Origin of the sequence: Streptomyces sp. NPDC006450, from assembly GCF_040612195.1 — a bacterium.
GTDB lineage: Bacteria > Actinomycetota > Actinomycetes > Streptomycetales > Streptomycetaceae > Streptomyces.
Genome location: NZ_JBEXPT010000066.1, coordinates 1 through 23,743 on the forward strand (window position 1 = coordinate 1; position 23,743 = coordinate 23,743).

A 23,743-nucleotide genomic window follows, 5' to 3' on the forward strand; every position below is an offset into this window, starting at 1 on the left:
AAAAACAAACCCTACCCGATCACATTTTTACCAACCCCGCCGCTCTCCCTTCCCCCCCCCGCCCCCGCCCGGCCGGGCGCCCCGCCCCCCCGCCGACGAGGTACGGGTCTACGACGCCGACATCACCAAGGAGCAGGTCCCGCTGGTCCTGGCGGCCGGCCAGGACGCGCACGAGCTCTCCGAACGCGCCCCGGAGACCGGGACCGCCAAGGTCGAGCTCTTCCTCACCGGCGGGCAGGCCAGGGAACTCGCGGCGCAGGGGATCACGCTCGCCGAACGCAAGGTGGGGGCCAAGGCCGCGGCGCGCACCCTGGCTGCGGGCGACGGGGTCTTCCGGCCGTACAGCGGCAAGGGCGGCCTCCAGGAGGAGATCCTGCGTACGGCCGGGGAGAACCCGGGCCTCACCAAGGTCGTCTCCATCGGCAAGACCGTCCAGGGCAAGGACATCCTCGCCCTCAAGGTCACCAAGAACGCCAAGAAGTCCCGGGACGGCGCCAAGCCCTCCACGCTGTTCATGTCGAACCAGCACGCCCGTGAGTGGATCACCCCCGAGATGACGCGGCGGCTGATGCACCACACCCTCGACAACTACGGCAAGGACCCGCGGATCACCAAGCTGGTGGACTCCACGGAGCTGTGGTTCCTGCTCTCCGCCAACCCGGACGGCTACGACTACACCTTCGCTCCCGACGGCCAGCGGCTGTGGCGCAAGAACCTGCGCGACAACAACGCCGACGGCAAGATCACCGCGGGCGACGGCGTCGACCTCAACCGCAACTTCGCCTACAAGTGGGGCTACGACAACGAGGGCTCCTCGCCCAACGAGTCGAGCGAGACCTACCGCGGCGCCAAGGCCTCCTCCGAGCCCGAGACCGTCGCCCTCGACACGTTCCAGAAGCGCATCGGCTTCGACTACGCCATCAACTACCACTCCGCCGCCGAACTGATCCTGTACGGCGTGGGCTGGCAGGTGGCCACTCCCACCCCCGACGACGTCGCCTACAAGGCGCTCGCCGGCACCCCGGCGAACCCCGCCGTCCCCGGCTACTACCCGCAGGTCTCCTCCGAGCTCTACACCACCAACGGCGAAGCGGACAGCCAGGCGGCCAACGCCAACGGCATCATGATGTTCACGCCGGAGATGACCACCTGTCAGACGGCCTCCGCGATCGACCCGGACGACCAGTGGAAGCCCGAGGACTGCGCCTCCGGATTCAACTTCCCGGACGACGAGAAGCTCATCCAGGCCGAGTTCGCCAAGAACATCCCCTTCGCGCTCTCGGTGGCCGAGAGCGCCGAGCGTCCGGACCAGCCGAAGTCCTCGCTGGGCCTGACCGCCGCGGACTTCACCCTCGACCCCTTCACCACCTCCTACGCGGCCCGCGGCGAGGACCAGAAGGTCGCCGTCACGGCCCGCAAGGCGCTGAAGGACAAGGAGCTCAACTACCGGATCAACGGGGGCCGCACCCACGACGAGGACCTCGAGGCCTGGAAGGGCGGCGAGGTCTACGGCGGCGAGGACAACAACTGGTTCGACGAGTACCGCGCCGAGGTCGACGGCACCAAGCCCGGTGACAAGGTCGAGGTCTGGTTCACCGGCCGCGACCGCGGCAAGCAGGTCTCCAGCGAACACTTCACGTACACGGTGGCCGAGCGGCCCCGCGCCGACGTGCTGGTGATCGCCGAGGAGGGCGCCCCGGCACAGCACGCGCAGGCCTACGTCGACGCCCTGCGCGCCAACGGCAAGAGCGCGGCGGTCTGGGACGTGGCCGTCCAGGGCGCCCCGCACCACCTCGGAGCCCTCTCCCACTTCCGTACGGCCGTCCACTACACCGGGGCCAAGTCTCCCGGCGGCGACACCCAGCTGGCGGTACGCGACTACCTCAACGAGGGCGGCAAGCTGATCGAGGCCGGCGAGCTGGCGGGCGGCAACGCCCAGGTCGGCCGCGCCGTGACCAACGACTTCAGCCAGTACTTCCTCGGCGCCTACGGCCGCGCGGGGGTCACCGGCCCCACCGGCTTCACCGGCGCTGGCCCCCTGACCGGCGCCAAGGGCGCCCTCGGTGACGCCGCGGGCAACCCGCTCGACCGCCCGGGCTCCTACACGGTCACCTCCGACACCCTGCCCGCGGCGCAGTTCCCGCAGTTCAAGAGCGCGCAGGCGGGCCAGTACGCCGGAGTCGTGAACCCGTACGCCCCGTACGCCGGCGCGTCGATGGCCTCGGCCACCCACGCGGACGACGACTGGAAGCGCCTCACCCGCACCATCGACCTCACCGGGGTCACCGCGGCCGACCAGCCGAAGCTCAAGATGGCGCTGAACTGGAACACCGAGGAGGGCTACGACCACGCGGTCCTGGAGTCCCGTACCGCGGGCGGCGACGACTGGACCACGCTGCCCGAGGCGAGCGGCCTGACCACCACCACCGTTCCGGAGGAGTGCGGGGCCGGGTTCTTCATCAACGGCCACCCGTTCCTGCGCCGCTACCTCACCCTCGACGCCGGCGGCTGCACCCCGCAGGGCACCACCGGCACCTGGAACTCCTTCACCGCCTCCTCCGGCGGCTGGAAGCAGGTCTCCTTCGACCTGAGCGCGTACGCGGGCAAGACCGTCGAGGTCTCCCTCGCCTACATCACCGACCCGGGCTCGGGCGGGCGCGGAGTCTTCGCGGACGAGGCGCGCGTATCGATCGGCGGCACCGACCAGGCGGCCGAGGGCTTCGAGTCCTCGTTCGGTGTCTGGACCGCGCAGGGCGCACCTGCCGGAAGCCCCGATGTTCCGGGCGATTGGTCCCGGTCGGGCGAACTGTTCAAGTCCTACGCCGCCGTCACTACGCGTGACACGGTGCTCCTCGGCTTCGGTCTGGAACACGTTCCGGCCGCGGCCGATCGCGCCGTACTCGTCGGTAAGGCGCTCCGCTCGCTGAAGCACTGATCAGAGGCCCCCACCGCCCTCACCGTGAGTGACCGGGCACAAGGTCCCCGAGGTCCCGTACTCGTCTTGGAGTGCGGGGCTTCGGGGCGTGTCCGCGGATGGTCGATGTCACTCCGAAGCTCACGGAGAGGTAGTGTCGTAAGCGGTCGGGGACATCCCATACAGCTCGCTGGCGGACAGGCCGGCGCACCAACGAGGAGATCGGTTCGTGACGATCCGCGTAGGCATCAATGGTTTTGGCCGAATTGGCCGCAACTACTTCCGGGCGCTCCTGGAGCAGGGAGCGGACATCGAGATCGTCGGTGTCAACGACCTGACTGACAACGCGACCCTGGTTCACCTCCTCAAGTACGACACGATCCTGGGCCGCCTCAAGGCCGAGGTCAGCCACACCGACGACACCATCACCGTCGGTGGCAACACCTTCAAGACCTTCGCCGAGCGCGACCCCGCGAACCTCCCCTGGGGCGAGCTGGGCGCCGACATCGTCATCGAGTCGACCGGCATCTTCACGAAGAAGGCCGACGCCGCCAAGCACATCGCGGCCGGCGCGAAGAAGGTCCTCATCTCGGCTCCGGCCAAGGACGAGGACATCACGATCGTGATGGGCGTCAACCAGGAGAAGTACGACGCGGCCAACCACCACGTCATCTCCAACGCCTCCTGCACCACCAACTGCGTGGCGCCGATGGCCAAGGTCCTCCTGGAGAACTTCGGCATCGTCAAGGGCATGATGACGACGGTCCACGCGTACACGAACGACCAGCGCATCCTGGACTTCCCGCACTCGGACCTGCGCCGCGCCCGCGCCGCCGCCGAGAACATCATCCCGACCACCACGGGTGCCGCCAAGGCCACCGCGCTGGTCATCCCGGAGCTGGCGGGCAAGCTCGACGGCATCGCGATGCGCGTCCCGGTCCCCACCGGTTCCGTGACCGACCTGGTCATCGAGCTGGAGCGCGAAGTCACCAAGGACGAGGTCAACTCGGCCTTCCAGAAGGCATCTCAGGGTCAGCTCAAGGGCATCCTGGACTACACCGAGGACGCGATCGTCTCTTCCGACATCGTGAACTGGCCGTACTCCTGCACCTTCGACTCCTCCCTGACGATGGTCCAGGGCAAGAGCGTCAAGGTCATCGGCTGGTACGACAACGAGTGGGGCTACTCCAACCGCCTCGTCGACCTGACCGTGTTCGTCGGCGGTCAGCTCTAAGCACCAAGGCAGGCACCACGATGTGAGCACCGGGGCTCGGGCAGCGCGATGAAGCGCTGTACGGGCCCTGTTGCTTGCCTCGTACCCCTCTCGCCCCGCCCGGGTAGAGTCCCGGGCTGGGAAAAGGAGTAGAAAACAGCATGAAGACGATCGACGAACTTCTCACCGAGGGCGTTTCCGGCAAGCGGGTCTTCGTCCGCGCCGACCTGAACGTGCCGCTAGCGAACGGTGAGATCACGGACGACGGCCGCATCCGCGCCGTGCAGCCGACCATCGAAGCGCTCGCCGCAGCCGGCGCCCGCGTGGTAGTGGCCTCGCACCTGGGCCGCCCCAAGGGCGCCCCGGACCCGGCGTTCTCGCTGGCGCCCGCCGCCGCCCGCCTCGGCGAGCTGCTCGGTACGGACGTCGCGTTCGCCACCGACACCGTCGGCGCCTCCGCCAAGGAGACCGTCGCAGCTCTCGCCGACGGCCAGGTCGCCGTCATCGAGAACCTGCGCTTCAACGCCGGTGAGACCGCGAAGGACGACGCCGAGCGCGGCGCCTTCGCGGACCAGCTCGCCGAGCTGGCCGACATCTACGTCGGTGACGGCTTCGGCGCTGTCCACCGCAAGCACGCCTCGGTCTTCGACCTCCCCGCGCGCCTCCCGCACGCGGCCGGCTACCTCATCGCCACCGAGGTCGGCGTCCTGAAGAAGCTGACCGCCGAGGTCAAGCGCCCGTACGTGGTCATCCTCGGCGGCGCCAAGGTCTCCGACAAGCTCGCCGTCATCGACGAGCTGCTCGGCAAGGCCGACCGCCTGCTGATCGGCGGCGGCATGGCGTACACCTTCCTCTACGCCAAGGGCTACGAGGTCGGCATCTCCCTGCTCCAGAAGGACCAGGTGGACATCGTCAAGGAGTACATGGCGCGCGCCGAGAAGAACGGTGTCGAGCTGGTCCTCCCCGTCGACATCCTCGCCTCCAGGGACTTCCCGGACCTGAAGACGAAGGCCCCGGCGGACTTCATCACCGTCGACGCGGACAAGATCCCCGCCGACCAGGAGGGTCTGGACATCGGTCCCAGGACCCGTGAGCTGTACGCCTCGAAGATCGCCGACGCCGAGACCGTCTTCTGGAACGGCCCCGTGGGCGTCTTCGAGCACCCCGACTACGCCGGCGGCACCCGCGCCATCGCGCAGGCCCTCGTCGACAGCAGCGCCTTCACCGTCGTCGGCGGTGGCGACTCGGCCGCCGCCGTGCGCACGCTCGGCTTCGACGAGAACGCTTTCGGCCACATTTCGACCGGTGGTGGCGCCTCCCTCGAGTACCTCGAGGGCAAGACGCTCCCCGGCCTCGCCGCACTGGAGGTCTGAACCCTGATGACTGAGAACACCGCCGGCCGTACCCCGCTGATGGCGGGCAACTGGAAGATGAACCTCAACCACCTCGAGGCCATCGCCCACGTCCAGAAGCTCGCCTTCGCCCTGGCCGACAAGGACTACGACTTCGTCGAGGTCGCGGTCCTGCCGCCCTTCGTCGACCTCCGTTCGGTCCAGACCCTGGTCGACGGCGACAAGCTGAAGATCAAGTACGGTGCCCAGGACATCTCGGCCCACGACTCCGGCGCCTACACCGGCGAGATCTCCGGCCCGATGCTCTCGAAGCTGAAGTGCACGTTCGTGGCCGTCGGCCACAGCGAGCGCCGCCAGTACCACGGCGAGAACGACGAGATCTGCAACGCCAAGGTCAAGGCCGCCTACAAGCACGGGATCACCCCGATCCTGTGCGTCGGCGAGGGCCTGGACGTCCGCAAGGCCGGCCAGCAGGTCCCGTACACGCTGGACCAGCTCGAGGGCGGCCTCAAGGACATCCCGGCCGAGCAGGTCGAGTCCATCGTGATCGCGTACGAGCCCGTCTGGGCGATCGGGACCGGCGAGGTCGCCACCCCCGAGGACGCGCAGGAGGTCTGCGGTGCCATCCGCGGCCGTCTCGCGGAGCTGTACTCGCAGGAGCTGGCCGACAAGGTCCGCATCCAGTACGGCGGCTCGGTCAAGTCCGGCAACATCGCCGCGATCATGGCCCAGCCCGACGTCGACGGCGCCCTGATCGGCGGCGCGGCGCTGGACGCGGACGAGTTCGTGAAGATCGTCCGGTTCCGCGACCAGTGACGCTCATCGTGAGTATGCGGTAGGACGGATCCGTCGTACCCTTGCGGGGGCCAGCAGCCGAACCAGCCGCTGGCCCCCGTGCTCGTAATCGGCAATGCGGGACAGCCGGAAAGCCAGTAAGCCCAGAAAGTAGGAATCAGCCGTGATTTTGGGGTTCGAGATCGCCTTGGTCGTCTTCAGCGCCCTGCTGATGCTGCTCGTGCTGATGCACAAGGGCAAGGGCGGCGGTCTTTCCGACATGTTCGGCGGCGGTATGCAGTCGTCGGTCGGCGGCTCCTCGGTCGCGGAGCGCAACCTCGACCGCATCACCGTGGTGGTCGGTCTGCTCTGGTTCGCGTGCATCGTCGCGCTCGGTCTGCTCGTGAAGACCAGCAGCTGAACCGTTCTGGCCATTCCGGCAGTCCGGTCGGCTCTCCCCGGCCTATCATGAGGTCCGGCGTTCTTGTCTGGAATGGGTAACTCCACTCCTGGACGGGCGTTGGGCCTTACGTAGACTTGGGCGCCCGCGACGGAATCCACTCACGTTTCGCGGCACCATCACGCAGGGAGTTACGACCGTGGCAAGTGGCAACGCGATCCGTGGTAGTCGGGTCGGAGCGGGGCCGATGGGTGAGGCCGAGCGCGGCGAGTCCGCGCCCCGCCTGCGCATCTCCTTCTGGTGCTCGAACGGGCACGAGACGCAGCCGAGCTTCGCCAGCGACGCGCAGGTGCCGGATACCTGGGACTGCCCGCGCTGCGGGTTCCCGGCCGGCCAGGACCGGGACAACCCGCCCGCGCCACCGCGCACCGAGCCGTACAAGACGCACCTGGCGTACGTACGGGAGCGTCGGACGGACGCCGACGGCGAGGCGATCCTGGCGGAGGCGCTCGCCAAACTGCGCGGCGAAATCTGACGCGTGCAGTCAGAACAACTGACGTGACAACCGGCCCGGCCCGCAAGAGACTTCTCTCTTGCGGGCCGGGCTGCTTTGTGTCGGTTGTTCCCCTTCTTATCCCTTAGGTTGGAGAACGGCGGGGCACGACAGGACGGAAGAAGTGGGTTGATGTCCGAGATGAATGCAGACAGCCGTACGAAGCTCAACCGGATGCCGGAATGGCTGGCGCTGGGCAAGCACCGGGACGAGCTGGGGCAGACGCATCTGCGGGAGCTGTTCGAGAAGAATCCGGGCCGGGGCGCCGGCTACACCCTGCGGGTCGGGGACCTGCACATCGACTACTCGAAGCACCTCGTGACCGACGAGACGCTGACACTGCTGCGCGAACTGGCCGCGGCGACCGGGGTGTCCGCCCTGCGCGAGGCCATGTTCCGCGGCGAGAAGATCAACACGACCGAGGACCGGGCGGTCCTGCACACCGCGCTGCGCGCCCCGAGGGACGCGGTCGTCGAGGTGGACGGCGAGAACGTCGTACCCGGCGTCCACGCGGTGCTCGACAAGATGGCGGCCTTCGCCGACCGGATCCGGTCGGGGAAGTGGACCGGCTTCACCGGCGAGCGCATCACGAACATCGTCAACATCGGCATCGGCGGCTCCGACCTCGGTCCGGCGATGGCGTACGAGGCGCTGCGCGCCTTCTCCGACCGGGGCCTGACCCTGCGCTTCGTGTCCAACGTGGACGGCGCCGACCTGCACGAGGCCGTGCGGGACCTGGACCCGGAGCGGACGCTCTTCATCATCGCGTCGAAGACCTTCACGACGATCGAGACCATCACCAACGCCACTTCGGCGCGCGCGTGGCTGCTCGCGGGCGTCGGCGGCGACCAGGCGGCCGTGGCACGGCACTTCGTGGCGCTGTCGACCAACGAGGAGAAGGTCGCCGCCTTCGGCATCGACCCGGCCAACATGTTCGAGTTCTGGGACTGGGTCGGCGGACGCTACTCCTTCGACTCCGCGATCGGCCTCTCGCTGATGGTGGCGATCGGCCCGGACGCCTTCCGGGAGCTGCTCGGCGGATTCCACGCCATGGACGAGCACTTCCGCACGGCGCCCCCCGAGGAGAACGCCCCGCTGCTGCTGGGCCTGCTGGGGATCTGGTACGGGGCGTTCTTCGACGCCCAGTCGCACGCGGTGCTCCCGTACAGCCACTACCTCTCCCGGTTCACCGCGTACCTGCAGCAGTTGGACATGGAGTCCAACGGCAAGTCGGTGGACCGCGACGGCAACCCGGTGGACTGGCAGACCGGGCCGGTGGTGTGGGGCACGCCCGGTACCAACGGCCAGCACGCCTACTACCAGCTGATCCACCAGGGCACCCGGGTGATCCCGGCGGACTTCATCGGCTTCGCGCGCCCGGTGGACGAGCTGTCGCCGGCACTGGCGGCCCAGCACGACCTGCTGATGGCGAACTTCTTCGCGCAGACGCAGGCGCTGGCCTTCGGCAAGACGGCGGACGAGGTCCGGGCGGAGGGCGTCGCCGAACCGCTCGTCCCGCACAAGACCTTCGCGGGCAACCACCCGACGACCACGATCCTGGCGACCGAGCTCACTCCGGCGGTCCTGGGTCAGATGATCGCGCTCTACGAGCACAAGGTGTTCGTGCAGGGCGCGGTGTGGAACATCGACTCCTTCGACCAGTGGGGCGTGGAGCTCGGGAAGGTGCTGGCCAAGCGGGTCGAGCCGGCGCTCGTCGACGGCACGGAGGTCCCGGGCCTGGACGCGTCGACGCGCGCGCTGGTGTCCGCGTACCGCTCGCTGCGGGGCCGCTGACCGAAACGGCGACAGGGCCCGCTCTCCTCCGGGAGGGCGGGCCCTGTCGTGTTCTGCGGGGTCAGGCGGAGGCCGGGGGGTACATGGCCGGCGGGAGCTTCGCGGCCGCCGCGCGATCGAGGAGCCACAGGGTGCGGGAGCGGCCGTACGCGGCGGCCGCCGGAGCCTGGACCTCGCCCGCGCCGCCCAGCGCGATCGCCACCGCTCCGGCCTTGTCCTCGCCGGCGGCCAGGAGCCAGACCTCGCGCGCCGCCCGGATCGCCGGGAGGGTGAGCGAGATCCGGGTCGGCGGCGGCTTGGGCGCGCCGTGGACACCGACCACCGTGCGCTCGCTCTCGCGGGACGCGGGGTGCTCGGGGAACAGCGAGGCCACGTGCGTGTCGGGGCCCACGCCCAGCATCAGGACGTCGAAGCGGGGGACCGGACCGTGGTCCTCGGGGACGGAGGCCTCGAGGAGCTCCGCCGCGTAGGAGGCGGCCGCCGCGTCCACGTCGACCCCGTACGGGCCGTCGGAGGCGGGCATGGCATGGACCCGCGCGGGGTCCACCGGGACGGAGTCCAGCAGGGCCTCACGGGCCTGGACGTGGTTGCGCTCGGGGTCGTCGGCGGGCACGTAGCGCTCGTCGCCCCACCACAGGTCGATCCGGGACCAGTCGATGGCGTCCCGGGCCGGGGCCGCGGCCAGCGCGGCGAGCAGGCCGTTGCCGTTGCGGCCGCCGGTGAGGACCACGGACGCGGTGCCGCGGGCGGCCTGTGCGTCGACGATCTTCGTGATCAGCCGGGCGGCCGCGGCCTGGGCCATCAGCTCCTTGTCCCGGTGGACGACGACCTGGGGAGTCGTCATACCCATGTGCTGCCGCCTTGTCGATAGTTCGGGGGTGCGGTCCGGATGCCGCTGCGCGGGGCTTCCCCCACCCCGCCCCTTCCCGAAACCGGGGCTTCGCCCCGGACCCTGTACGGGCGCTGCGCGCTCGCGCCCTCAAACGCCGGGGCGGGCTGGAAAATCCAGCCTCTCCGGCGTTTGAGGAGCGGGGTCCGGGGCGGAGCCCCGGGGAACGGTGGAAGGGCGGGTGGGGACGGCCCCGCGCAGCGGCCCGTGCGTGCTACTTGGCCGTGGCCTTCTTCGCCGTGGGCTTGGCCGGAGCCGGCTTCGAGGCCGGAGCCTCAGCCTTGGCCGGAGCCCCAGCCTCGGCCGGGGCCTCCGCCTTGGCGGGAGCCGGCTTCGCCGACGCCGGCGCGGCCGTGGGGGCCAGGCGGGCCACGCCGAACTTCAGCGAGGCCTCGTAGGTGTTGTCCGGGTCCAGGCGGCGGAGTTCCTCCGCCAGGAGCTCGGACGTGTCGCGGCGCTTCAGCGCCACCGCACGGTCGGGCTGCCCCGGCATGCACAGGGTGGCCAGGGCCCCGTCCGCCCGGTCCAGGACGATCTCGCCGTCCTTGGTCTCCAGGCGCACCGCGGTGAGCCCGGGGCCCGCCGAGGAGGTGCGCTTGACGGGGACCCCCAGCCGGTCCGCGAGCCACATCGCCAGCAGCTCGCAGCTCGGATTGTCGTCCTCGCCCTCGACCGTCGCCGAGGACACCGAGTGGGTCTGCTGGTCGAGCGCGGCCGCCAGCATGGAACGCCACGGGGTGATCCGGGTCCAGGACAGGTCCGTGTCCCCGGGCGCGTAGGCCGCCGCCCGGCTGCCGAGGGCCTCGATCGGGTCCTCGGCGGAGTAGGTGTCCGTGATCCGGCGCTGGCCGAGCGCCCCGAGGGGGTCGCCGGCCAGGTCCTGCGGAGCGCCTTGAGGCCACCAGACGACGACGGGCGCGTCCGGGAGGAGCAGCGGGAGAACCACCGACTGGGCGTGGTCGACCAGTTCGCCGTGCAGGCGGAGCACGACCGTCTCGCCGGTGCCGGAGTCCGTCCCCACGCGGACTTCCGCGTCGAGACGGGCATCGCGGCGGCTGCGCGGCGAGCGGCTGACCCGCTTGATGACGACGACGATCCGCGAGGGGTGTTCGCGGGACGCGTCGTTCGCCGACTTGAGCGCGTCGTACGCGTTCTCCTCGTCGGTCACGATCACCAGCGTGAGCACCATCCCGATGGCAGGCGTGCCGATGTCCCGGCGCGCCTGCACCAACGAGGCGTTGATCTTGCTGGAGTTGGTCTCCGTGAGATCGATCTTCATGGCCGGCGCCAGCTCCGTCCGTCTCGTGCGAGCATCTCGTCCGCCTCGACCGGTCCCCAGGTGCCCGACGGGTACTGCGCGGGCTTGCCGTGCGTGTCCCAGTACTTCTCGATCGGGTCGAGGATGTTCCAGGACAGCTCGACCTCCTGGTGGCGCGGGAACAGGTTCGCGTCACCCAGCAGCACGTCGAGGATCAGCCGCTCGTAGGCCTCGGGGCTCGACTCCGTGAAGGACTCGCCGTAGGCGAAGTCCATCGTCACGTCCCGGACCTCCATGGAGGTGCCCGGAACCTTGGAACCGAAGCGCACCGTCACGCCCTCGTCCGGCTGGACCCGGATGACCAGGGCGTTCTGCCCCAGCTCCTCGGTCGCGCCCGATTCGAACGGCAGGTACGGGGCCCGCTTGAAGACGACCGCGATCTCGGTCACCCGGCGGCCCAGGCGCTTGCCCGTCCGCAGGTAGAACGGGACGCCCGCCCAGCGGCGGTTGTTGATCTCCAGGCGGATGGCCGCGTAGGTGTCGGTCTTCGACTTGGGGTCGATGCCGTCCTCTTCGAGGTACCCGACGACCTTCTCGCCGCCCTGCCACGCAGCCGAGTACTGGCCGCGCACGGTGTGCTTGCCCAGGTCCTCGGGCAGCTCCACGGCGGTCAGCACCTTGAGCTTCTCGGCCACCAGCGCCTTGGGGTGGAAGGAGCCGGGCTCCTCCATCGCGGTCAGCGCCAGCAGCTGGAGCAGGTGGTTCTGGATGACGTCGCGGGCCGCGCCGATGCCGTCGTAGTAGCCGGCCCGGCCGCCGATCCCGATGTCCTCGGCCATGGTGATCTGCACGTGGTCCACGTACGACCGGTTCCAGATCGGCTCGAACATCGTGTTGGCGAAGCGGAGCGCCAGGATGTTCTGGACGGTCTCCTTGCCCAGGTAGTGGTCGATCCTGAAGACCTCGTTGGGCGGGAAGACGTCGTGCACGAGCTGGTTGAGCTCCTGCGCACTGGTCAGGTCGTGCCCGAACGGCTTCTCGATGACCGCGCGCCGCCAGGAGCCTTCCTTCTGCGCCAACCCGTGCTTCTTGAGCTGGGCGACGACCTTGGGGAAGAACTTCGGCGGGACGGACAGGTAGAAGGCGAAGTTGCCGCCGGTGCCCTGCGCCTTGTCCAGCTCCTCGATCGTCGACTTCAGCGTCTCGAACGCCTGGTCGTCGTCGAAGTCGCCCTGGACGAAGCGGCAGCCCTGGACGAGCTGCTGCCAGACCTCTTCACGGAAGGGGGTGCGCGCGTGCTGCTTGACCGCGTCGTGGACCTCCTGCGCGAAGTCCTCGTCCTGCCACTCCCGTCGGGCGAAGCCGATCAGGGAGAAGCCCGGCGGAAGCAGGCCGCGGTTGGCGAGGTCGTAGACGGCAGGCATCAGCTTCTTGCGCGACAGGTCACCCGTAACGCCGAAAATGACCAGGCCGGACGGCCCCGCGATGCGCGGGAGCCGCCGGTCCTGTGCGTCACGAAGCGGGTTCGCTCCGTTTACAGACAAAGTGTTCAGGCCTCCGTGGGGGCGAGGCGCTCAAGCTCCGCCTCGGTCGACTTCAGCAGATCGTTCCAGGACACCGCGAACTTCTCGACGCCCTCTTCTTCGAGCAGCTGCACCACATCGTCGTACGAAATGCCCAGCTTCGCGACCGCGGCGAGCTCGGTGCGCGACTGCTCGTACGTGCCGCGGATGGTGTCGCCCTCGACCACGCCGTGGTCGGCGGTGGCCTCCAGGGTGCCCTCGGGCATGGTGTTCACGGTGCCGGGGGCGACCAGGTCCACCACGTACAGGGTGTCCTTGTAGGCCGGGTCCTTGACGCCGGTCGAGGCCCAGAGCGGACGCTGCTTGTTGGCGTGCGCCTTGTCCAGGGCGGCCCAGCGCTCGGTCGAGAAGACCTCTTCGTAGGCCTCGTAGGCCAGACGGGCGTTCGCGAGCGCCGCCTTGCCCTTGAGGGCCTTGGCCTCGTCGGTGCCGACGGCGTCCAGGCGCTTGTCGATCTCGGAGTCCACGCGGGACACGAAGAAGGAGGCGACCGAGTGGATCTTGGAGAGGTCCAGGCCCGCGGCCTTCGCCTTCTCCAGGCCCGCCAGGTACGCGTCCATGACCTCGCGGTAGCGCTCCAGCGAGAAGATCAGCGTGACGTTGACGCTGATGCCCTTGCCGATGACCTCGGTGATCGCCGGCAGACCGGCCTTGGTCGCCGGGATCTTGATGAGCGTGTTCGGACGGTCCACCAGCCACGCGAGCTGCTTGGCCTCGGCGATGGTCGCCGCGGTGTTGTGGGCCAGACGCGGGTCGACCTCGATGGAGACGCGGCCGTCCTGGCCCTCCGTCGAGTCGTAGACCGGGCGCAGGATGTCGGCGGCGTCGCGGACGTCCGCCGTGGTGATCATGCGGATCGCCTCTTCGACGGTGACCTTGCGGGCGGCCAGGTCGGCGAGCTGCTGCCCGTACCCCTCGCCGCCGCTGATCGCCTTCTGGAAGATCGCCGGGTTGGTGGTGACACCGACCACGTGCTGCTGGTCGATGAGCTCGGCCAGGTTGCCGGACGTGATCCGCTTGCGGGACAGGTCGTCCAGCCAGATCGCCACGCCCTCGTCGGAAAGGCGCTTCAGTGCGTCTGTCATGGGAATTGCATCTCCTACTGGTGGGTGCGGGAGTCAGCGCGCGGCGGCGGCGAGCGACTCGCGTGCGGCGGCGGTCACGGCTTCGGCGGTCAGGCCGAACTCGCGGTACAGCACGGCGCCGTCGGCCGAGGCACCGAAGTGCTCCAGCGAGACGATCCGGCCCGCGTCGCCGACGTAGCGGTGCCAGGTCAGGCCGATGCCGGCCTCGACGGCGACACGCGCCTTGACCGAAGGCGGCAGGACGCCGTCCTTGTACTCCTGGGACTGCTCCTCGAACCACTCGACGGACGGCATCGAGACGACCCGGGCCGGGACGCCCTCGGCCTGCAGCGACTCGCGCGCGGCGACGGCGAGCTGGACCTCGGAGCCGGTGCCGATGAGGACGACCTGCGCGGGGCCGCCTTCGGCCTCGAAGAGCACGTACCCGCCCTTGGCGGCGTCCTCGTTGCGCTCGTAGGTCGGCACGCCCTGACGGGTCAGCGCCAGACCGTGCGGAGCGCCCTTGCCGAACACCTTGGTGTGGCGCTTGAGGATCTCGCGCCAGGCGACGGCGGTCTCGTTCGCGTCGGCCGGACGGACCACGTTCAGGCCCGGGATGGCGCGCAGCGAGGCGACGTGCTCGACCGGCTGGTGGGTCGGGCCGTCCTCGCCGAGGCCGATGGAGTCGTGCGTCCACACGTAGGTGACGGGCACGTGCATCAGCGCGGAGAGGCGCACGGCGTTGCGCATGTAGTCGGAGAACACCAGGAAGGTGCCGCCGTAGACGCGGGTGTGGCCGTGCAGGGCGATGCCGTTCATGGCCGCGGCCATGGCGTGCTCGCGGATGCCGAAGTGGATGGTGCGGCCGTACGGGTCGGCCTCCGGCAGCGGGTTGCCCACCGGCAGGAACGAGGAGTTCTTGTCGATGGTGGTGTTGTTGGAGCCGGCGAGGTCGGCCGAGCCGCCCCACAGCTCCGGGATGACCGCGCCGAGCGCTTCGAGGACCTTGCCCGAGGCGGCGCGGGTGGCGACGCCCTTGCCGGCCTCGAAGAGGGGGAGCTTGTCCTCCCAGCCCGCGGGCAGCTCATTGGCGTTGATGCGGTCGAACTCGGCGGCGCGCTGCGGGTTGGCGGTGCGCCAGGCGGAGAACTCCTTCTCCCAGGCGGCGCGGGCCTCGCGGCCGCGGTCGCCGAGGGAGCGGGTGTGCGCGATGACCTCGTCGGAGACCTCGAAGGTCTTCTCCGGGTCGAAGCCGAGCACGCGCTTGGTGGCGGCGACCTCGTCGTTGCCGAGCGCCGAGCCGTGCGAGGCCTCGGTGCCCTGGGCGTGCGGGGCCGGCCAGGCGATGATCGAGCGGGCCGCGATGAAGGAGGGGCGCCCCGTCTCGGCCTTGGCGGCCTGCAGCGCGGCGAACAGCGCCTTCGGGTCGAGGTCGCCGTTCTCCTGCTGCGCGACGCGCTGGACGTGCCAGCCGTACGCCTCGTAACGCTTCAGGGTGTCCTCGGAGACGGCCGTCTCCGTGTCGCCCTCGATGGAGATGTGGTTGTCGTCCCACAGCAGCACCAGGTTGCCGAGCTTCTGGTGGCCGGCCAGTGCGGACGCCTCGTGGGAGATGCCCTCCTGGAGGCAGCCGTCGCCCGCGATCGCGTAGACCATGTGGTCGAACGGGGAGCTGCCCGTGGGAGCCTCGGGGTCGAACAGGCCGCGCTCGTAGCGGGCGGCCATGGCCATGCCCACCGCGTTGGCGATGCCCTGGCCCAGCGGGCCGGTGGTGGTCTCGACGCCCGCGGTGTGGCCGTACTCCGGGTGGCCCGGGGTCTTCGAACCCCAGGTGCGGAAGGCCTTCAGGTCGTCCAGCTCGAGCCCGAACCCGCCGAGGTACAGCTGGGTGTAGAGGGTCAGCGAGGAGTGTCCCGCGGAGAGCACGAAACGGTCGCGGCCGACCCACTCCGGGTCCGCCGGGTCGTGCCGCATCACCTTCTGGAAGAGGGTGTAGGCGGCGGGGGCCAGGCTCATCGCCGTACCGGGGTGGCCGTTACCGACCTTCTGGACCGCATCGGCGGCCAGGATCCGGGCGGTGTCGACAGCACGCTGGTCCAGTTCGGTCCAGTCGAGCTCTGTGGTCGTCGGCTTGGTGCTCACCGTGGGTCAGGGCTCCTCTCCACATGTCTCATCCCGGTGACGAACGGTGCACCGGCGCGATTCCGAGCCTACCCCCGCCACAGCGTGCAGCTATTCGAGTACCCGCGGTCCACGCGTGACGTCTCGGCGCCGATCGGACCAACACGGGGCGACCCCCGCGCAGGACGAGCCAATGGCTACGTCTAGAGTGGCGTGGTACGCGCAAGCCTTTACGGGACCTTCATGTTTAAAAGGTTCACGTCGGAGCTTGCTGGATTCTCTGTCAGGGGTGTGCGTGACGGCCGTCGAATCCCGTCCAGCGGGGGTGCTCGGGACGAGCCCCAACCACCGGCCGTTCGGGGCCCGGGCCATGGCTTTCGTGGCACTGACCAAGCCACGGATCATCGAGCTTCTGCTCATCACGACCGTGCCGGTGATGTTCCTCGCCGAGCAGGGCGTGCCCTCGCTGTGGCTGGTCCTCGCCACCTGCTTCGGCGGCTACCTGTCCGCGGGTGGCGCCAACGCGCTGAACATGTACATCGACCGCGACATCGACGCGTTGATGGACCGGACCTCAGGACGCCCGCTGGTGACCGGCATGGTCACCCCGCGCGAATGCCTGGTCTTCGGCATCACCCTCGGGATCGGGTCCACCCTGTTCTTCGGGCTGCTGATCAACTGGCTCTCGGCCGCGCTCGCGCTCGGCGCGCTCCTCTTCTATGTCGTCGTCTACACGATGCTGTTGAAGCGGCGCACCTCGCAGAACATCGTCTGGGGCGGCATCGCGGGCTGCATGCCGGTGCTCATCGGCTGGTCGGCCGTGAAGAACGAGGTCTCCTGGGCCGCCGTCATCCTCTTCCTCGTCATCTTCTTCTGGACACCGCCGCACTACTGGCCGCTGTCGATGAAGGTGAAGGACGACTACGCGCGGGTCGGCGTGCCGATGCTGCCGGTCGTGGCGGGCAACAAGGCCGTGGCCAAGCAGATCGTCCTCTACAGCTGGGTGATGGTGGCGGTCTCGCTGCTGCTGACCCCGCTGGGGTACACCGGCTGGTTCTACACCTCGGTCGCCCTGGTGGCCGGCGGCTGGTGGCTGTGGGAGGCGCACGGGCTGAACGCGCGCGCCAAGTCGGGCGTGACGGGCGCGAAGCTCAAGGAGATGCGGCTGTTCCACTGGTCGATCACCTACGTGTCCCTCCTGTTCGTCGCCGTCGCCGTGGATCCCTTCCTCCGCTGACGCCTCCTCGTCGAAGCGTCCCCGGTTCGTGCTTCCTCCCTTCACTACTCGCCGGTAGCATGCTGCCCATGGCAGACACCGAGGAGACCGCCGCCACGGCGGACAAGAAGCAGGACCGTACGGTCGCGAAGCTGGCCAAGCAGATCGGCGCGTTCGCCAAGCAGCACGGCGGCGCCGAGGGCCACCTCGCGTACATCGGCCAGGCGGGCACCCGGATCGTCCTCGTCGGCACCGACGGAGGATGGGGCGACCTGGTGGCCCCGGCGCACGACACCGCGCGGCTCGCGGCCGAGAAGGCCGGGCTGACCCTCCACGAGGAGTTCGACGGCGAGTTCGCCGCGCGGGTGCGGACGGGGCCGTACGAGTGGTCCCGGATGGCCGGCATGCAGCTCGGCGGAACCGCGAACCCGGCCGCCTGACCCGGCCGCCCGACCCGGTCGATCTTGGCTCGAACATTGGCTTGATCATTTCCGCGTCGCCCGCTCGGTCAACAGCACGAGCAACACCTCACACCCCGCTCACCCGTTAGGACGTGTGGAAGCCCCTTCCTCACGTCCGCAACGGGATGCCCGGATGATCGAAACGCCGCCCCTGGTGGACCAGTACTGCCAGGGAGTGCTCCGCACGGAGCTCGGCCTCGCCACCTTCGAGGCCCAGCTCGTCCCCTCGGCAGGCCCACCCGCCGCCGGCACCACCTTCTTCGACACCCAGACCGGCTTCGCGGTGCGCCGCTGGTGCCCGCCGCTGCTCGGGCTCGAACCGCACTGCGCCCCCGTCCGCTACCTCGCCCGGCGGCGCGAGCTGGGCGCCGCCGAGTCGGCCCGCCGACTGCTGCGCGGCTGCGGGGTCGGAGCCCGGCTCGTCGACACCGGGATGCCCGGGGACCTCACCGGGCCCAAGGAACTGGCCCTGGCCGGCGAGGCGGAGGCCTTCGAGCTGGTGCGGCCGGAGCTGCTGGCCGAGCAGGCGGCAGACACCTCCGGGACCGTGGCCGCCTTCCTGGCCAACCTCGCGGGGGCGGTCCACCACGCCGCCGCCGGGGCCGTGGCCTTCACCTGCGGCGCCGGGACCGGAGCCGGGGCGGGGGAGATGACAGCGGCCCGGGCCTGGGGAGCGGCCCTCGAAGCCGCGCCCGAGCCGCCCGGTCCGGGCGAGGTGCGGGGCGCGGCCGGGCGCTGGCTGGCCGCGCGGGCCAAGGGCGGGGCCGTACGGGACCCCGTACTCCTGCGGCACCTGGCGTGGAGCGCGGTGTCCGCCGGGCTGCCGCTCCAACTGCACACGGGCGGCGAGTGGGGGGAGCCGGAGCGGCTGACCGGGTTCCTGAGGGCGACCGGGGGCCCGGGGGCGCGGCTGGTCCTGCTCGGCGGGTACCCCCACCACCGGCAGGCCGCGCGGCTGGCCGCGGCCTTCCCGCACGTCCACGCCGACCTCGGCGCGGCGCTGGGGAGCACGGGGGCGCGGGCGGCCGCCGTGCTGGCGGAGTGCCTGGAGACCGCGCCCTTCGGGAAGCTGATGTTCTCCGGCGGCGGACGGCAACTGCCCGAACTGCACGCGGTGGGCGCGCTGGTCTTCCGGGAGGCGCTCGGCCGGGTGCTCGGCGGCTGGGTCGCCGACGGCTCCTGGTCCTGGCGGGACGCGGAGCGGGTGGCGGCGATGGTCGCGGCGGGCAATGCCCGCCGCGTCTACCGACTGGACGAACGGGGCTGACGGACGGGCCTGCCGGGTGGAGTTGCCGGGCGGAGCCGACGGGCGGGTCCGGCGAGCGGGCCCGCCCCCCGCAGGTCAGACCGCTGCGAGCCGGGCGTCGTCCTGGGACGGGAGCCCGGCCTCCTCGGACGGGCGCTCGCGCAGGCTCAGCACCACCCGGAGCACCGAGATCCACACCAGGCAGGAGCCGAACATGTGGGCCGCCACGAGGGCCTCGGGCACCTCGGTGAAGTACTGGACGTAGCCGATGCCGCCCTGGGCGAGCAGCACGATCAGCAGGTCGCGGGCGCGCGCCCGGGTGTCCACGGGGGCGTCGACCACGCGCAGCACCAGCCACATCGCGACGGCGAGCGCGCACACCACCCACGCGGAGACCGCGTGGACGTGGGCGGTGGCCGACCAGTCGAACGGCATCCGCTTGATCTCGCTGCTGTCCCCGGCGTGCGGGCCGGAACCGGTGACCACCGTGCCCGCCGCGATCAGCACGACGGTGGCCGCGAGCAGCGCCCACGAGAGTTTGCGTACGGGAGCGGGCACGCGCGGCCGGGCCGGGCCGTCACCCTCGCGGGTGCGCTGCCAGGTGATCGTCGTCACGGTGATCAGCGAGGTGGCGAGCATGAAGTGCCCGGCCACGCTGTAGGGGTTGAGGCCGGTCAGGACGGTGATGCCGCCGAGGACCGCGTTGCCCATCACGATGGCGAACTGGAGCCAGCCGAGCCGGGTCAGCGAGCGGCGCCACGGCTTGGCGCAGCGGGCGGCGGTGATCGCCCAGCCGACGGCCGCGCAGAGCACGTACGTCAGCATGCGGTTGCCGAACTCGATGGCGCCGTGGAAGCCCTGCTCCTGGGTCACGATCAGGCTGTCGTCCGTGCACTTGGGCCAGGTGTCGCAGCCGAGACCGGATCCGGTCAGCCGCACCGCGCCGCCGGTGACGACGATGACGACACTCATGAGCACCGCTGCGAACGCGGCCCGCTGGACGGTCCGGGGTGACGGCGTCCAGCGGCGGGCGAGATATGCGAGGGGGGTCAACACGGCGCTTATCGTACGCGGACACTTGTGCAAAGTTTCACGAGGGGGTGCCGGTCGCACCGTCGGGGCCGATGGCCAGCCGGAACCGGGCCCCGGCGGGGTCGCCCTCCTCATGCCACCACACGCGGATCCGCCAATGAGCGGCCTCGCCCGGGTAGTCGGCCGAGGTCATGAAGCCGCGCACTAATTCGGCGCCTACGTCCTCGGCCGTCCTGTTTCTCACTTCCGCCCCGCTGTGCCAGGGATGTGGCTGTACGTTCCACAGCCCGTCGGGGCCGCGGACCTCGACGCGCCACACCGCGACCCAGGGGGTGACCTCCAGCATCGTGTGGACCTGGTCGGGGTCCAGGCCCAGCCGTACGGCGATCTCCGCCCCGGGGGCGCCCTGGATCCGGGCGGCCACCACGGCCTGGGGCAGCAGCCGTTCGGGCAGCAGCCCGCGGGTGCGCAGGCCGGCCAGGGAGGCGAAGGACAGGAAGCGCAGCCGCAGTTCGAGCTGGCGGCCGATGTGGTCCAGGGCCTCCTCGGCCTCCTGGGACTCCGCGGAGCCGGGATCGGCGAGCAGCAGCCGCCGGAAGGAGCCCTCCGCGTCGACCGCCCAGGCCACGGACTCCTCGGCGAGGCCCAGCTCCGCGAGCCGGTCGCCGAGGAACACCTTCGCCTGCGCGAGGCCCCGCTGATTGACCGGATCCTCCTGGTCCAGGGCCGCCCAGACCTCCACCGCGCCGTGCGTCAGGTCCCGGGCCCGCTCACCGGCGGCCCGCTCCATGACGCTCGGGCCGCTCTCGGAGGCGGGGCCCAGGGGGTGCTTCGGGAGCCGCTCCCCGTCGCTGAGGGGCCAGGACAGCCAGACCCCCTGGTTGATCAGACCCCGGGCGTACCAGCGGGCGTACTCGGCTGCGTGTCCGGCCGCCTGCTGCGAGAACCGCAGCCCCTCCTCGATGGCGGCCAGGGCGCCCGCCCGGTCCCCGCCGGCGAACCGGCGGGCCGCCAGGTCGCCGAGGCGCAGCCCCAGCCGTGCCGCGCACTCGGCGTCGGCGCGGGCCGGCTCGCGCAGGGCTCCGATCAGCTCGGCCAGCAGGGCGTCGGCCTCCGCGGGTTCCGCGTGCGCCGCGCCCGACCGGATCCGTGCCCACTGTTCGTCCAGCCGCAGAACGGCCTCCCGCTGCGCCATGCCGCCCCCCGGCGTCTGTGGTGCGCTCCCCTGTGGAGGCGCCCATCCTCCTGCCAGGGCAACGTTCGGGGGAGGAGATTCACTCCCAGCGGAACAGGCGCGCCGCGGCACCCAGGCCGAGTACCGCCCAGCCCGCCAGGATCGCCGCGTCGCCCCAGGGCAGCGCGGCCCCGTGCTGGAGCACCTCGCGCAGCCCGTCGGAGAGCGCGGAGATCGGGAGCAGGCCGAGGACGGACTGGACCGCGCCGGGGAACTTGTCCAGCGGCACGATCACCCCGCCGCCGACCAGGAGCAGCAGGAAGACCAGGTTGGCGGCGGCCAGCGTGGCCTCCGCCCGCAGGGTGCCGGCCATCAGCAGGCCGAGCCCGGAGAAGGCGGCGGTGCCGAGCAGGATCAGCAGGGCCACGGACAGCGGGTTCCCGTGCGGGGACCAGCCCAGGGCGAAGGCGATCACCGTCAGCAGCGCGATCTGCAGCACCTCGGTGACCAGCACGGACAGCGTCTTTGCGGCCATCAGCGCCCAGCGCGGCAGCGGGGAGGCCCCGAGCCGCTTGAGGACCCCGTAGCGCCGGTCGAAGCCGGTGGCGATGGCCTGGCCGGTGAAGGCGGTGGACATCACGGCCAGCGCCAGGATCCCGGGGGCGAGGAAGTCGACGGACCTGCCCGTGCCCACGTCGATGATGTCGACCGCCGAGAACAGCACCAGCAGCAGCGCCGGAATGATCACGGTCAGCAGGAGCTGCTCCCCGTTGCGCAGCAGCATCCGGGTCTCCAGCGCGGTCTGCGCCAGGATCATGCGGGACACGGGCGCGGCCCCCGGGTGGGGGGTGAACGTACCGGCGCTCATGCGCGCAGCTCCTTACCGGTGAGCTCCAGGAAGACGTCTTCGAGGGTGTGCCGCTCCACCGAGAGGCTGTCGGGCATCACCCCGTGCTGCGCGCACCAGGAGGCGACGGTGGCCAGCAGCTGGGGATCGACGTCGCCGGTGACCCGGTAGACGCCGGGGAGGAGCTCGGCGGCCTGGGTGCCGTCGGGCAGGGCCTTCAGCAGGGAGCCGACGTCGAGCGCGGGGCGGCCGGTGAAGCGCAGCGTGTTCTCGGCGCCGCCGCGGCACAGCGCCTCGGGGGTGCCGTGGGTGATGACCTTGCCGGCGTCGACGATGGCGACCTCGTCCGCGAGCTGCTCGGCCTCGTCCATGTGGTGCGTGGTGAGGACGATCGAGACCCCGTCGGCGCGCAGTTCCCGTACGAGTTCCCAGGTGGCGCGGCGGGCCTGCGGGTCGAGCCCCGCGGTCGGCTCGTCCAGGAAGACCAGCTCGGGGCGGCCGACGACGGCCATGGCGAGGGCCAGGCGCTGCTGCTGGCCGCCGGAGAGCCGGCGGTAGGGGGTGCGGCCGCAGCCGCCGAGGCCGAGGCGTTCCACCAGGGTGGGGACGTCCAGGGGGTCGGCGTAGAGCTTGGCCATGTGGCGCAGCATCTCGACGGCCCGGGCGCCGGAGTAGACGCCGCCGGACTGGAGCATGACGCCGATGCGCGGGCGCAGGGCCTCGGCCTGGGTGAAGGGGTCGAGGCCGAGGACGCGGACGGATCCGGCGTCGGGGCGGCGGTAGCCCTCGCAGGTTTCCACGGTGGTCGTCTTGCCCGCGCCGTTGGGACCGAGGACTGCGGTGACCGAGGCCCTCCGGACGGTGAGGTCCAGGCCGTCCACCGCTGTTTTGGGGCCGTACCGCTTCACCAGTCCGCGGATTTCCACGGCGGGGTCGTTGCTCATGGGGAGTGAGTCTACGGAGCCGCGCGAGGTGACCGGGGTGGGGCCGTAGGTCCCGCCTCCCCAGGGTCACGGACCTGCGCATTCGTGACTTTATCGTCCGCCTCGGGACGCGGCCGGACCCTAGCGTCGAAGGGTGAACAGCATCGCTCAGAACCTCGAAGCCACCTCGGGCCAGGCCGAGCACAAGGCCCATGACCTCGGGCATCCCCCGCGCTACTTCGTGTCGGCGATGCTCGCGGGCGCCTACATCGCCGTCGGCGAGGTGCTGCTCCTGGTCGCGATCTCGCCGTTCGTCGCCAAGGGCTCGCCGGCCGTGAAGCTGCTGGAGGGCGCGGTCTTCCCGATCGCCCTGACCATCGTGATGTTCGCCGGCGCCCAGCTCTTCACCAGCAATGTGATGGTCATGCTGGTCGGCGCCCTGTCCGGGCGGACCGGCCCCAGGGACCTGTTCCTGTCCTGGACGCTCTCGCTGGCGGGAAACCTGGTCGGAGCCTTCGCCTTCGGCGCGATGGTGCACGCCTCGGGCGTGGCCTCCTCGCCCTCCGCGCGGTCCATGCTCACCGAGATGGTGCACGGGAAGACGGTGCTGGGCGGCGGGCAGCTGTTCTGGCGCGCGGTCCTCTGCAACATGCTGGTCTGCCTGGCCATCTGGATGTTCACCCGGGCGCGCGGCGATGCCGCCAAGATTTTCGTCCTGTGGCTGCCGGTCGGTGTTTTTGTTGCCGTCGGATTCGAACACTGTGTAGCGAACATGGCTGTTTTCAGCCTCGCGATCCTGGATGGCTCAGCCGGGTTCGGTGATCTTTTCCGAAATCTGATGTTCACCGTGCCGGGGAACGTCGTGGGCGGAGGTGTGCTGGTGGGAGCCGTCTACTGGTTCACCGGCGGGGCCCTGCGCCAGTGAATCC

General features: G+C 70.6%; 20 protein-coding genes. 11 read left to right on the forward strand and 9 right to left on the reverse strand.

What is annotated here, in order from left to right; translation table 11 throughout:
• The 7 genes from ABZY57_RS20120 to pgi form a co-directional block, all read left to right on the forward strand.
• On the forward strand, nucleotides 1-2,935 hold a 2,935-nt coding region (locus ABZY57_RS20120), incomplete at its 5' end, for a M14 family zinc carboxypeptidase (RefSeq protein ID WP_356513726.1).
• A 208-nt stretch (nucleotides 2,936-3,143) separates the two neighbouring features.
• On the forward strand, nucleotides 3,144-4,148 hold the full coding sequence (gene gap / locus ABZY57_RS20125; RefSeq protein WP_243338363.1) for a type I glyceraldehyde-3-phosphate dehydrogenase: 1,005 nt from the start codon (nucleotides 3,144-3,146) through the stop codon (nucleotides 4,146-4,148).
• A gap of 140 nt (nucleotides 4,149-4,288) precedes the next feature.
• Complete coding sequence (locus tag ABZY57_RS20130; RefSeq protein WP_356513729.1) at nucleotides 4,289-5,500, forward strand: phosphoglycerate kinase; 1,212 nt, start codon at nucleotides 4,289-4,291, stop codon at nucleotides 5,498-5,500.
• A 6-nt stretch (nucleotides 5,501-5,506) separates the two neighbouring features.
• On the forward strand, nucleotides 5,507-6,295 hold the full coding sequence (tpiA, locus tag ABZY57_RS20135; RefSeq protein ID WP_356513731.1) for a triose-phosphate isomerase: 789 nt from the start codon (nucleotides 5,507-5,509) through the stop codon (nucleotides 6,293-6,295).
• Nucleotides 6,296-6,437: 142 nt separating this feature from the next.
• Nucleotides 6,438-6,674: a preprotein translocase subunit SecG gene (secG, locus tag ABZY57_RS20140; protein ID WP_356513733.1), complete on the forward strand. Its 237-nt coding sequence runs from the start codon at nucleotides 6,438-6,440 to the stop codon at nucleotides 6,672-6,674.
• Nucleotides 6,675-6,852: 178 nt separating this feature from the next.
• Nucleotides 6,853-7,188, forward strand: coding sequence for an RNA polymerase-binding protein RbpA (locus tag ABZY57_RS20145; RefSeq protein WP_007263454.1), 336 nt, complete (start codon nucleotides 6,853-6,855; stop codon nucleotides 7,186-7,188).
• A 159-nt stretch (nucleotides 7,189-7,347) separates the two neighbouring features.
• Nucleotides 7,348-9,000, forward strand: coding sequence for a glucose-6-phosphate isomerase (gene pgi, locus ABZY57_RS20150; protein WP_356513779.1), 1,653 nt, complete (start codon nucleotides 7,348-7,350; stop codon nucleotides 8,998-9,000).
• A gap of 61 nt (nucleotides 9,001-9,061) precedes the next feature.
• Here pgi and pgl read toward each other — a convergent pair whose 3' ends face one another.
• The 5 genes from pgl to tkt all read right to left on the reverse strand — a co-directional run bounded on the left by pgl (nucleotide 9,062) and on the right by tkt (nucleotide 15,936).
• Complete coding sequence (gene pgl, locus ABZY57_RS20155; protein ID WP_356513735.1) at nucleotides 9,062-9,844, reverse strand: 6-phosphogluconolactonase; 783 nt, start codon at nucleotides 9,842-9,844, stop codon at nucleotides 9,062-9,064.
• Between the two features lie 259 nt (nucleotides 9,845-10,103).
• Nucleotides 10,104-11,168, reverse strand: coding sequence for a glucose-6-phosphate dehydrogenase assembly protein OpcA (gene opcA, locus ABZY57_RS20160; RefSeq protein ID WP_356513737.1), 1,065 nt, complete (start codon nucleotides 11,166-11,168; stop codon nucleotides 10,104-10,106).
• Complete coding sequence (gene zwf, locus ABZY57_RS20165) at nucleotides 11,165-12,691, reverse strand: glucose-6-phosphate dehydrogenase (protein WP_356513739.1); 1,527 nt, start codon at nucleotides 12,689-12,691, stop codon at nucleotides 11,165-11,167. The genes opcA and zwf overlap by 4 nt, the downstream gene beginning before the upstream one ends.
• 5 nt (nucleotides 12,692-12,696) lie before the next feature.
• The gene (gene tal / locus ABZY57_RS20170; protein WP_356513741.1) at nucleotides 12,697-13,815 is read right to left on the reverse strand and encodes a transaldolase; all 1,119 of its coding nucleotides are present in this window, start codon (nucleotides 13,813-13,815) and stop codon (nucleotides 12,697-12,699) included.
• A 33-nt stretch (nucleotides 13,816-13,848) separates the two neighbouring features.
• On the reverse strand, nucleotides 13,849-15,936 hold the full coding sequence (gene tkt / locus ABZY57_RS20175) for a transketolase (RefSeq protein WP_356513743.1): 2,088 nt from the start codon (nucleotides 15,934-15,936) through the stop codon (nucleotides 13,849-13,851).
• 268 nt (nucleotides 15,937-16,204) lie between these two features.
• On the opposite strand from tkt, the gene ABZY57_RS20180 reads away from it, so the two are divergent.
• From ABZY57_RS20180 to ABZY57_RS20190, 3 genes are all read left to right on the forward strand, one after another.
• Nucleotides 16,205-17,152, forward strand: a complete 948-nt coding sequence (locus ABZY57_RS20180; RefSeq protein WP_356513781.1) for a heme o synthase — start codon at nucleotides 16,205-16,207, stop codon at nucleotides 17,150-17,152.
• Nucleotides 17,153-17,220: 68 nt separating this feature from the next.
• The gene (locus ABZY57_RS20185) at nucleotides 17,221-17,571 is read left to right on the forward strand and encodes a hypothetical protein (RefSeq protein ID WP_356513745.1); all 351 of its coding nucleotides are present in this window, start codon (nucleotides 17,221-17,223) and stop codon (nucleotides 17,569-17,571) included.
• Nucleotides 17,572-17,725: 154 nt separating this feature from the next.
• Nucleotides 17,726-18,859 (forward strand): amidohydrolase, encoded by a 1,134-nt coding sequence (locus ABZY57_RS20190; RefSeq protein WP_356513747.1) that lies wholly within the window; start codon nucleotides 17,726-17,728, stop codon nucleotides 18,857-18,859.
• 75 nt (nucleotides 18,860-18,934) lie between these two features.
• Here ABZY57_RS20190 and ABZY57_RS20195 read toward each other — a convergent pair whose 3' ends face one another.
• From ABZY57_RS20195 to ABZY57_RS20210, 4 genes are all read right to left on the reverse strand, one after another.
• The gene (locus ABZY57_RS20195; RefSeq protein WP_356513783.1) at nucleotides 18,935-19,903 is read right to left on the reverse strand and encodes a COX15/CtaA family protein; all 969 of its coding nucleotides are present in this window, start codon (nucleotides 19,901-19,903) and stop codon (nucleotides 18,935-18,937) included.
• Between the two features lie 25 nt (nucleotides 19,904-19,928).
• Complete coding sequence (locus ABZY57_RS20200) at nucleotides 19,929-21,065, reverse strand: hypothetical protein (protein WP_356513749.1); 1,137 nt, start codon at nucleotides 21,063-21,065, stop codon at nucleotides 19,929-19,931.
• Nucleotides 21,066-21,144: 79 nt separating this feature from the next.
• Nucleotides 21,145-21,912 (reverse strand): ABC transporter permease, encoded by a 768-nt coding sequence (locus ABZY57_RS20205; protein ID WP_356513751.1) that lies wholly within the window; start codon nucleotides 21,910-21,912, stop codon nucleotides 21,145-21,147.
• The gene (locus ABZY57_RS20210) at nucleotides 21,909-22,835 is read right to left on the reverse strand and encodes an ABC transporter ATP-binding protein (protein WP_356513753.1); all 927 of its coding nucleotides are present in this window, start codon (nucleotides 22,833-22,835) and stop codon (nucleotides 21,909-21,911) included. Before ABZY57_RS20210 ends, ABZY57_RS20205 begins: the two co-directional genes overlap by 4 nt.
• 133 nt (nucleotides 22,836-22,968) lie before the next feature.
• Here ABZY57_RS20210 and ABZY57_RS20215 point away from each other — a divergent pair, with 133 nt between their 5' ends.
• Nucleotides 22,969-23,739: a formate/nitrite transporter family protein gene (locus ABZY57_RS20215; RefSeq protein ID WP_356513755.1), complete on the forward strand. Its 771-nt coding sequence runs from the start codon at nucleotides 22,969-22,971 to the stop codon at nucleotides 23,737-23,739.
• Nucleotides 23,740-23,743: the final 4 nt, after the last annotated feature.

Excerpts from the sequence above, each read along its gene's own strand:
- ABZY57_RS20130 (WP_356513729.1), top strand. The coding sequence starts at position 4,289 with ATGAAGACGATCGACGAACTTCTCACCGAGGGCGTTTCCGGCAAGCGG.
- tpiA (WP_356513731.1), top strand. The coding sequence starts at position 5,507 with ATGACTGAGAACACCGCCGGCCGTACCCCGCTGATGGCGGGCAACTGG.
- pgi (WP_356513779.1), top strand. The coding sequence starts at position 7,348 with ATGAATGCAGACAGCCGTACGAAGCTCAACCGGATGCCGGAATGGCTG.
- pgl (WP_356513735.1), bottom strand. The coding sequence starts at position 9,844 with ATGACGACTCCCCAGGTCGTCGTCCACCGGGACAAGGAGCTGATGGCC.
- opcA (WP_356513737.1), bottom strand. The coding sequence starts at position 11,168 with ATGAAGATCGATCTCACGGAGACCAACTCCAGCAAGATCAACGCCTCG.
- tal (WP_356513741.1), bottom strand. The coding sequence starts at position 13,815 with ATGACAGACGCACTGAAGCGCCTTTCCGACGAGGGCGTGGCGATCTGG.
- ABZY57_RS20185 (WP_356513745.1), top strand. The coding sequence starts at position 17,221 with ATGGCAGACACCGAGGAGACCGCCGCCACGGCGGACAAGAAGCAGGAC.
- ABZY57_RS20190 (WP_356513747.1), top strand. The coding sequence starts at position 17,726 with ATGATCGAAACGCCGCCCCTGGTGGACCAGTACTGCCAGGGAGTGCTC.
- ABZY57_RS20200 (WP_356513749.1), bottom strand. The coding sequence starts at position 21,065 with ATGGCGCAGCGGGAGGCCGTTCTGCGGCTGGACGAACAGTGGGCACGG.
- ABZY57_RS20205 (WP_356513751.1), bottom strand. The coding sequence starts at position 21,912 with ATGAGCGCCGGTACGTTCACCCCCCACCCGGGGGCCGCGCCCGTGTCC.
- ABZY57_RS20210 (WP_356513753.1), bottom strand. The coding sequence starts at position 22,835 with ATGAGCAACGACCCCGCCGTGGAAATCCGCGGACTGGTGAAGCGGTAC.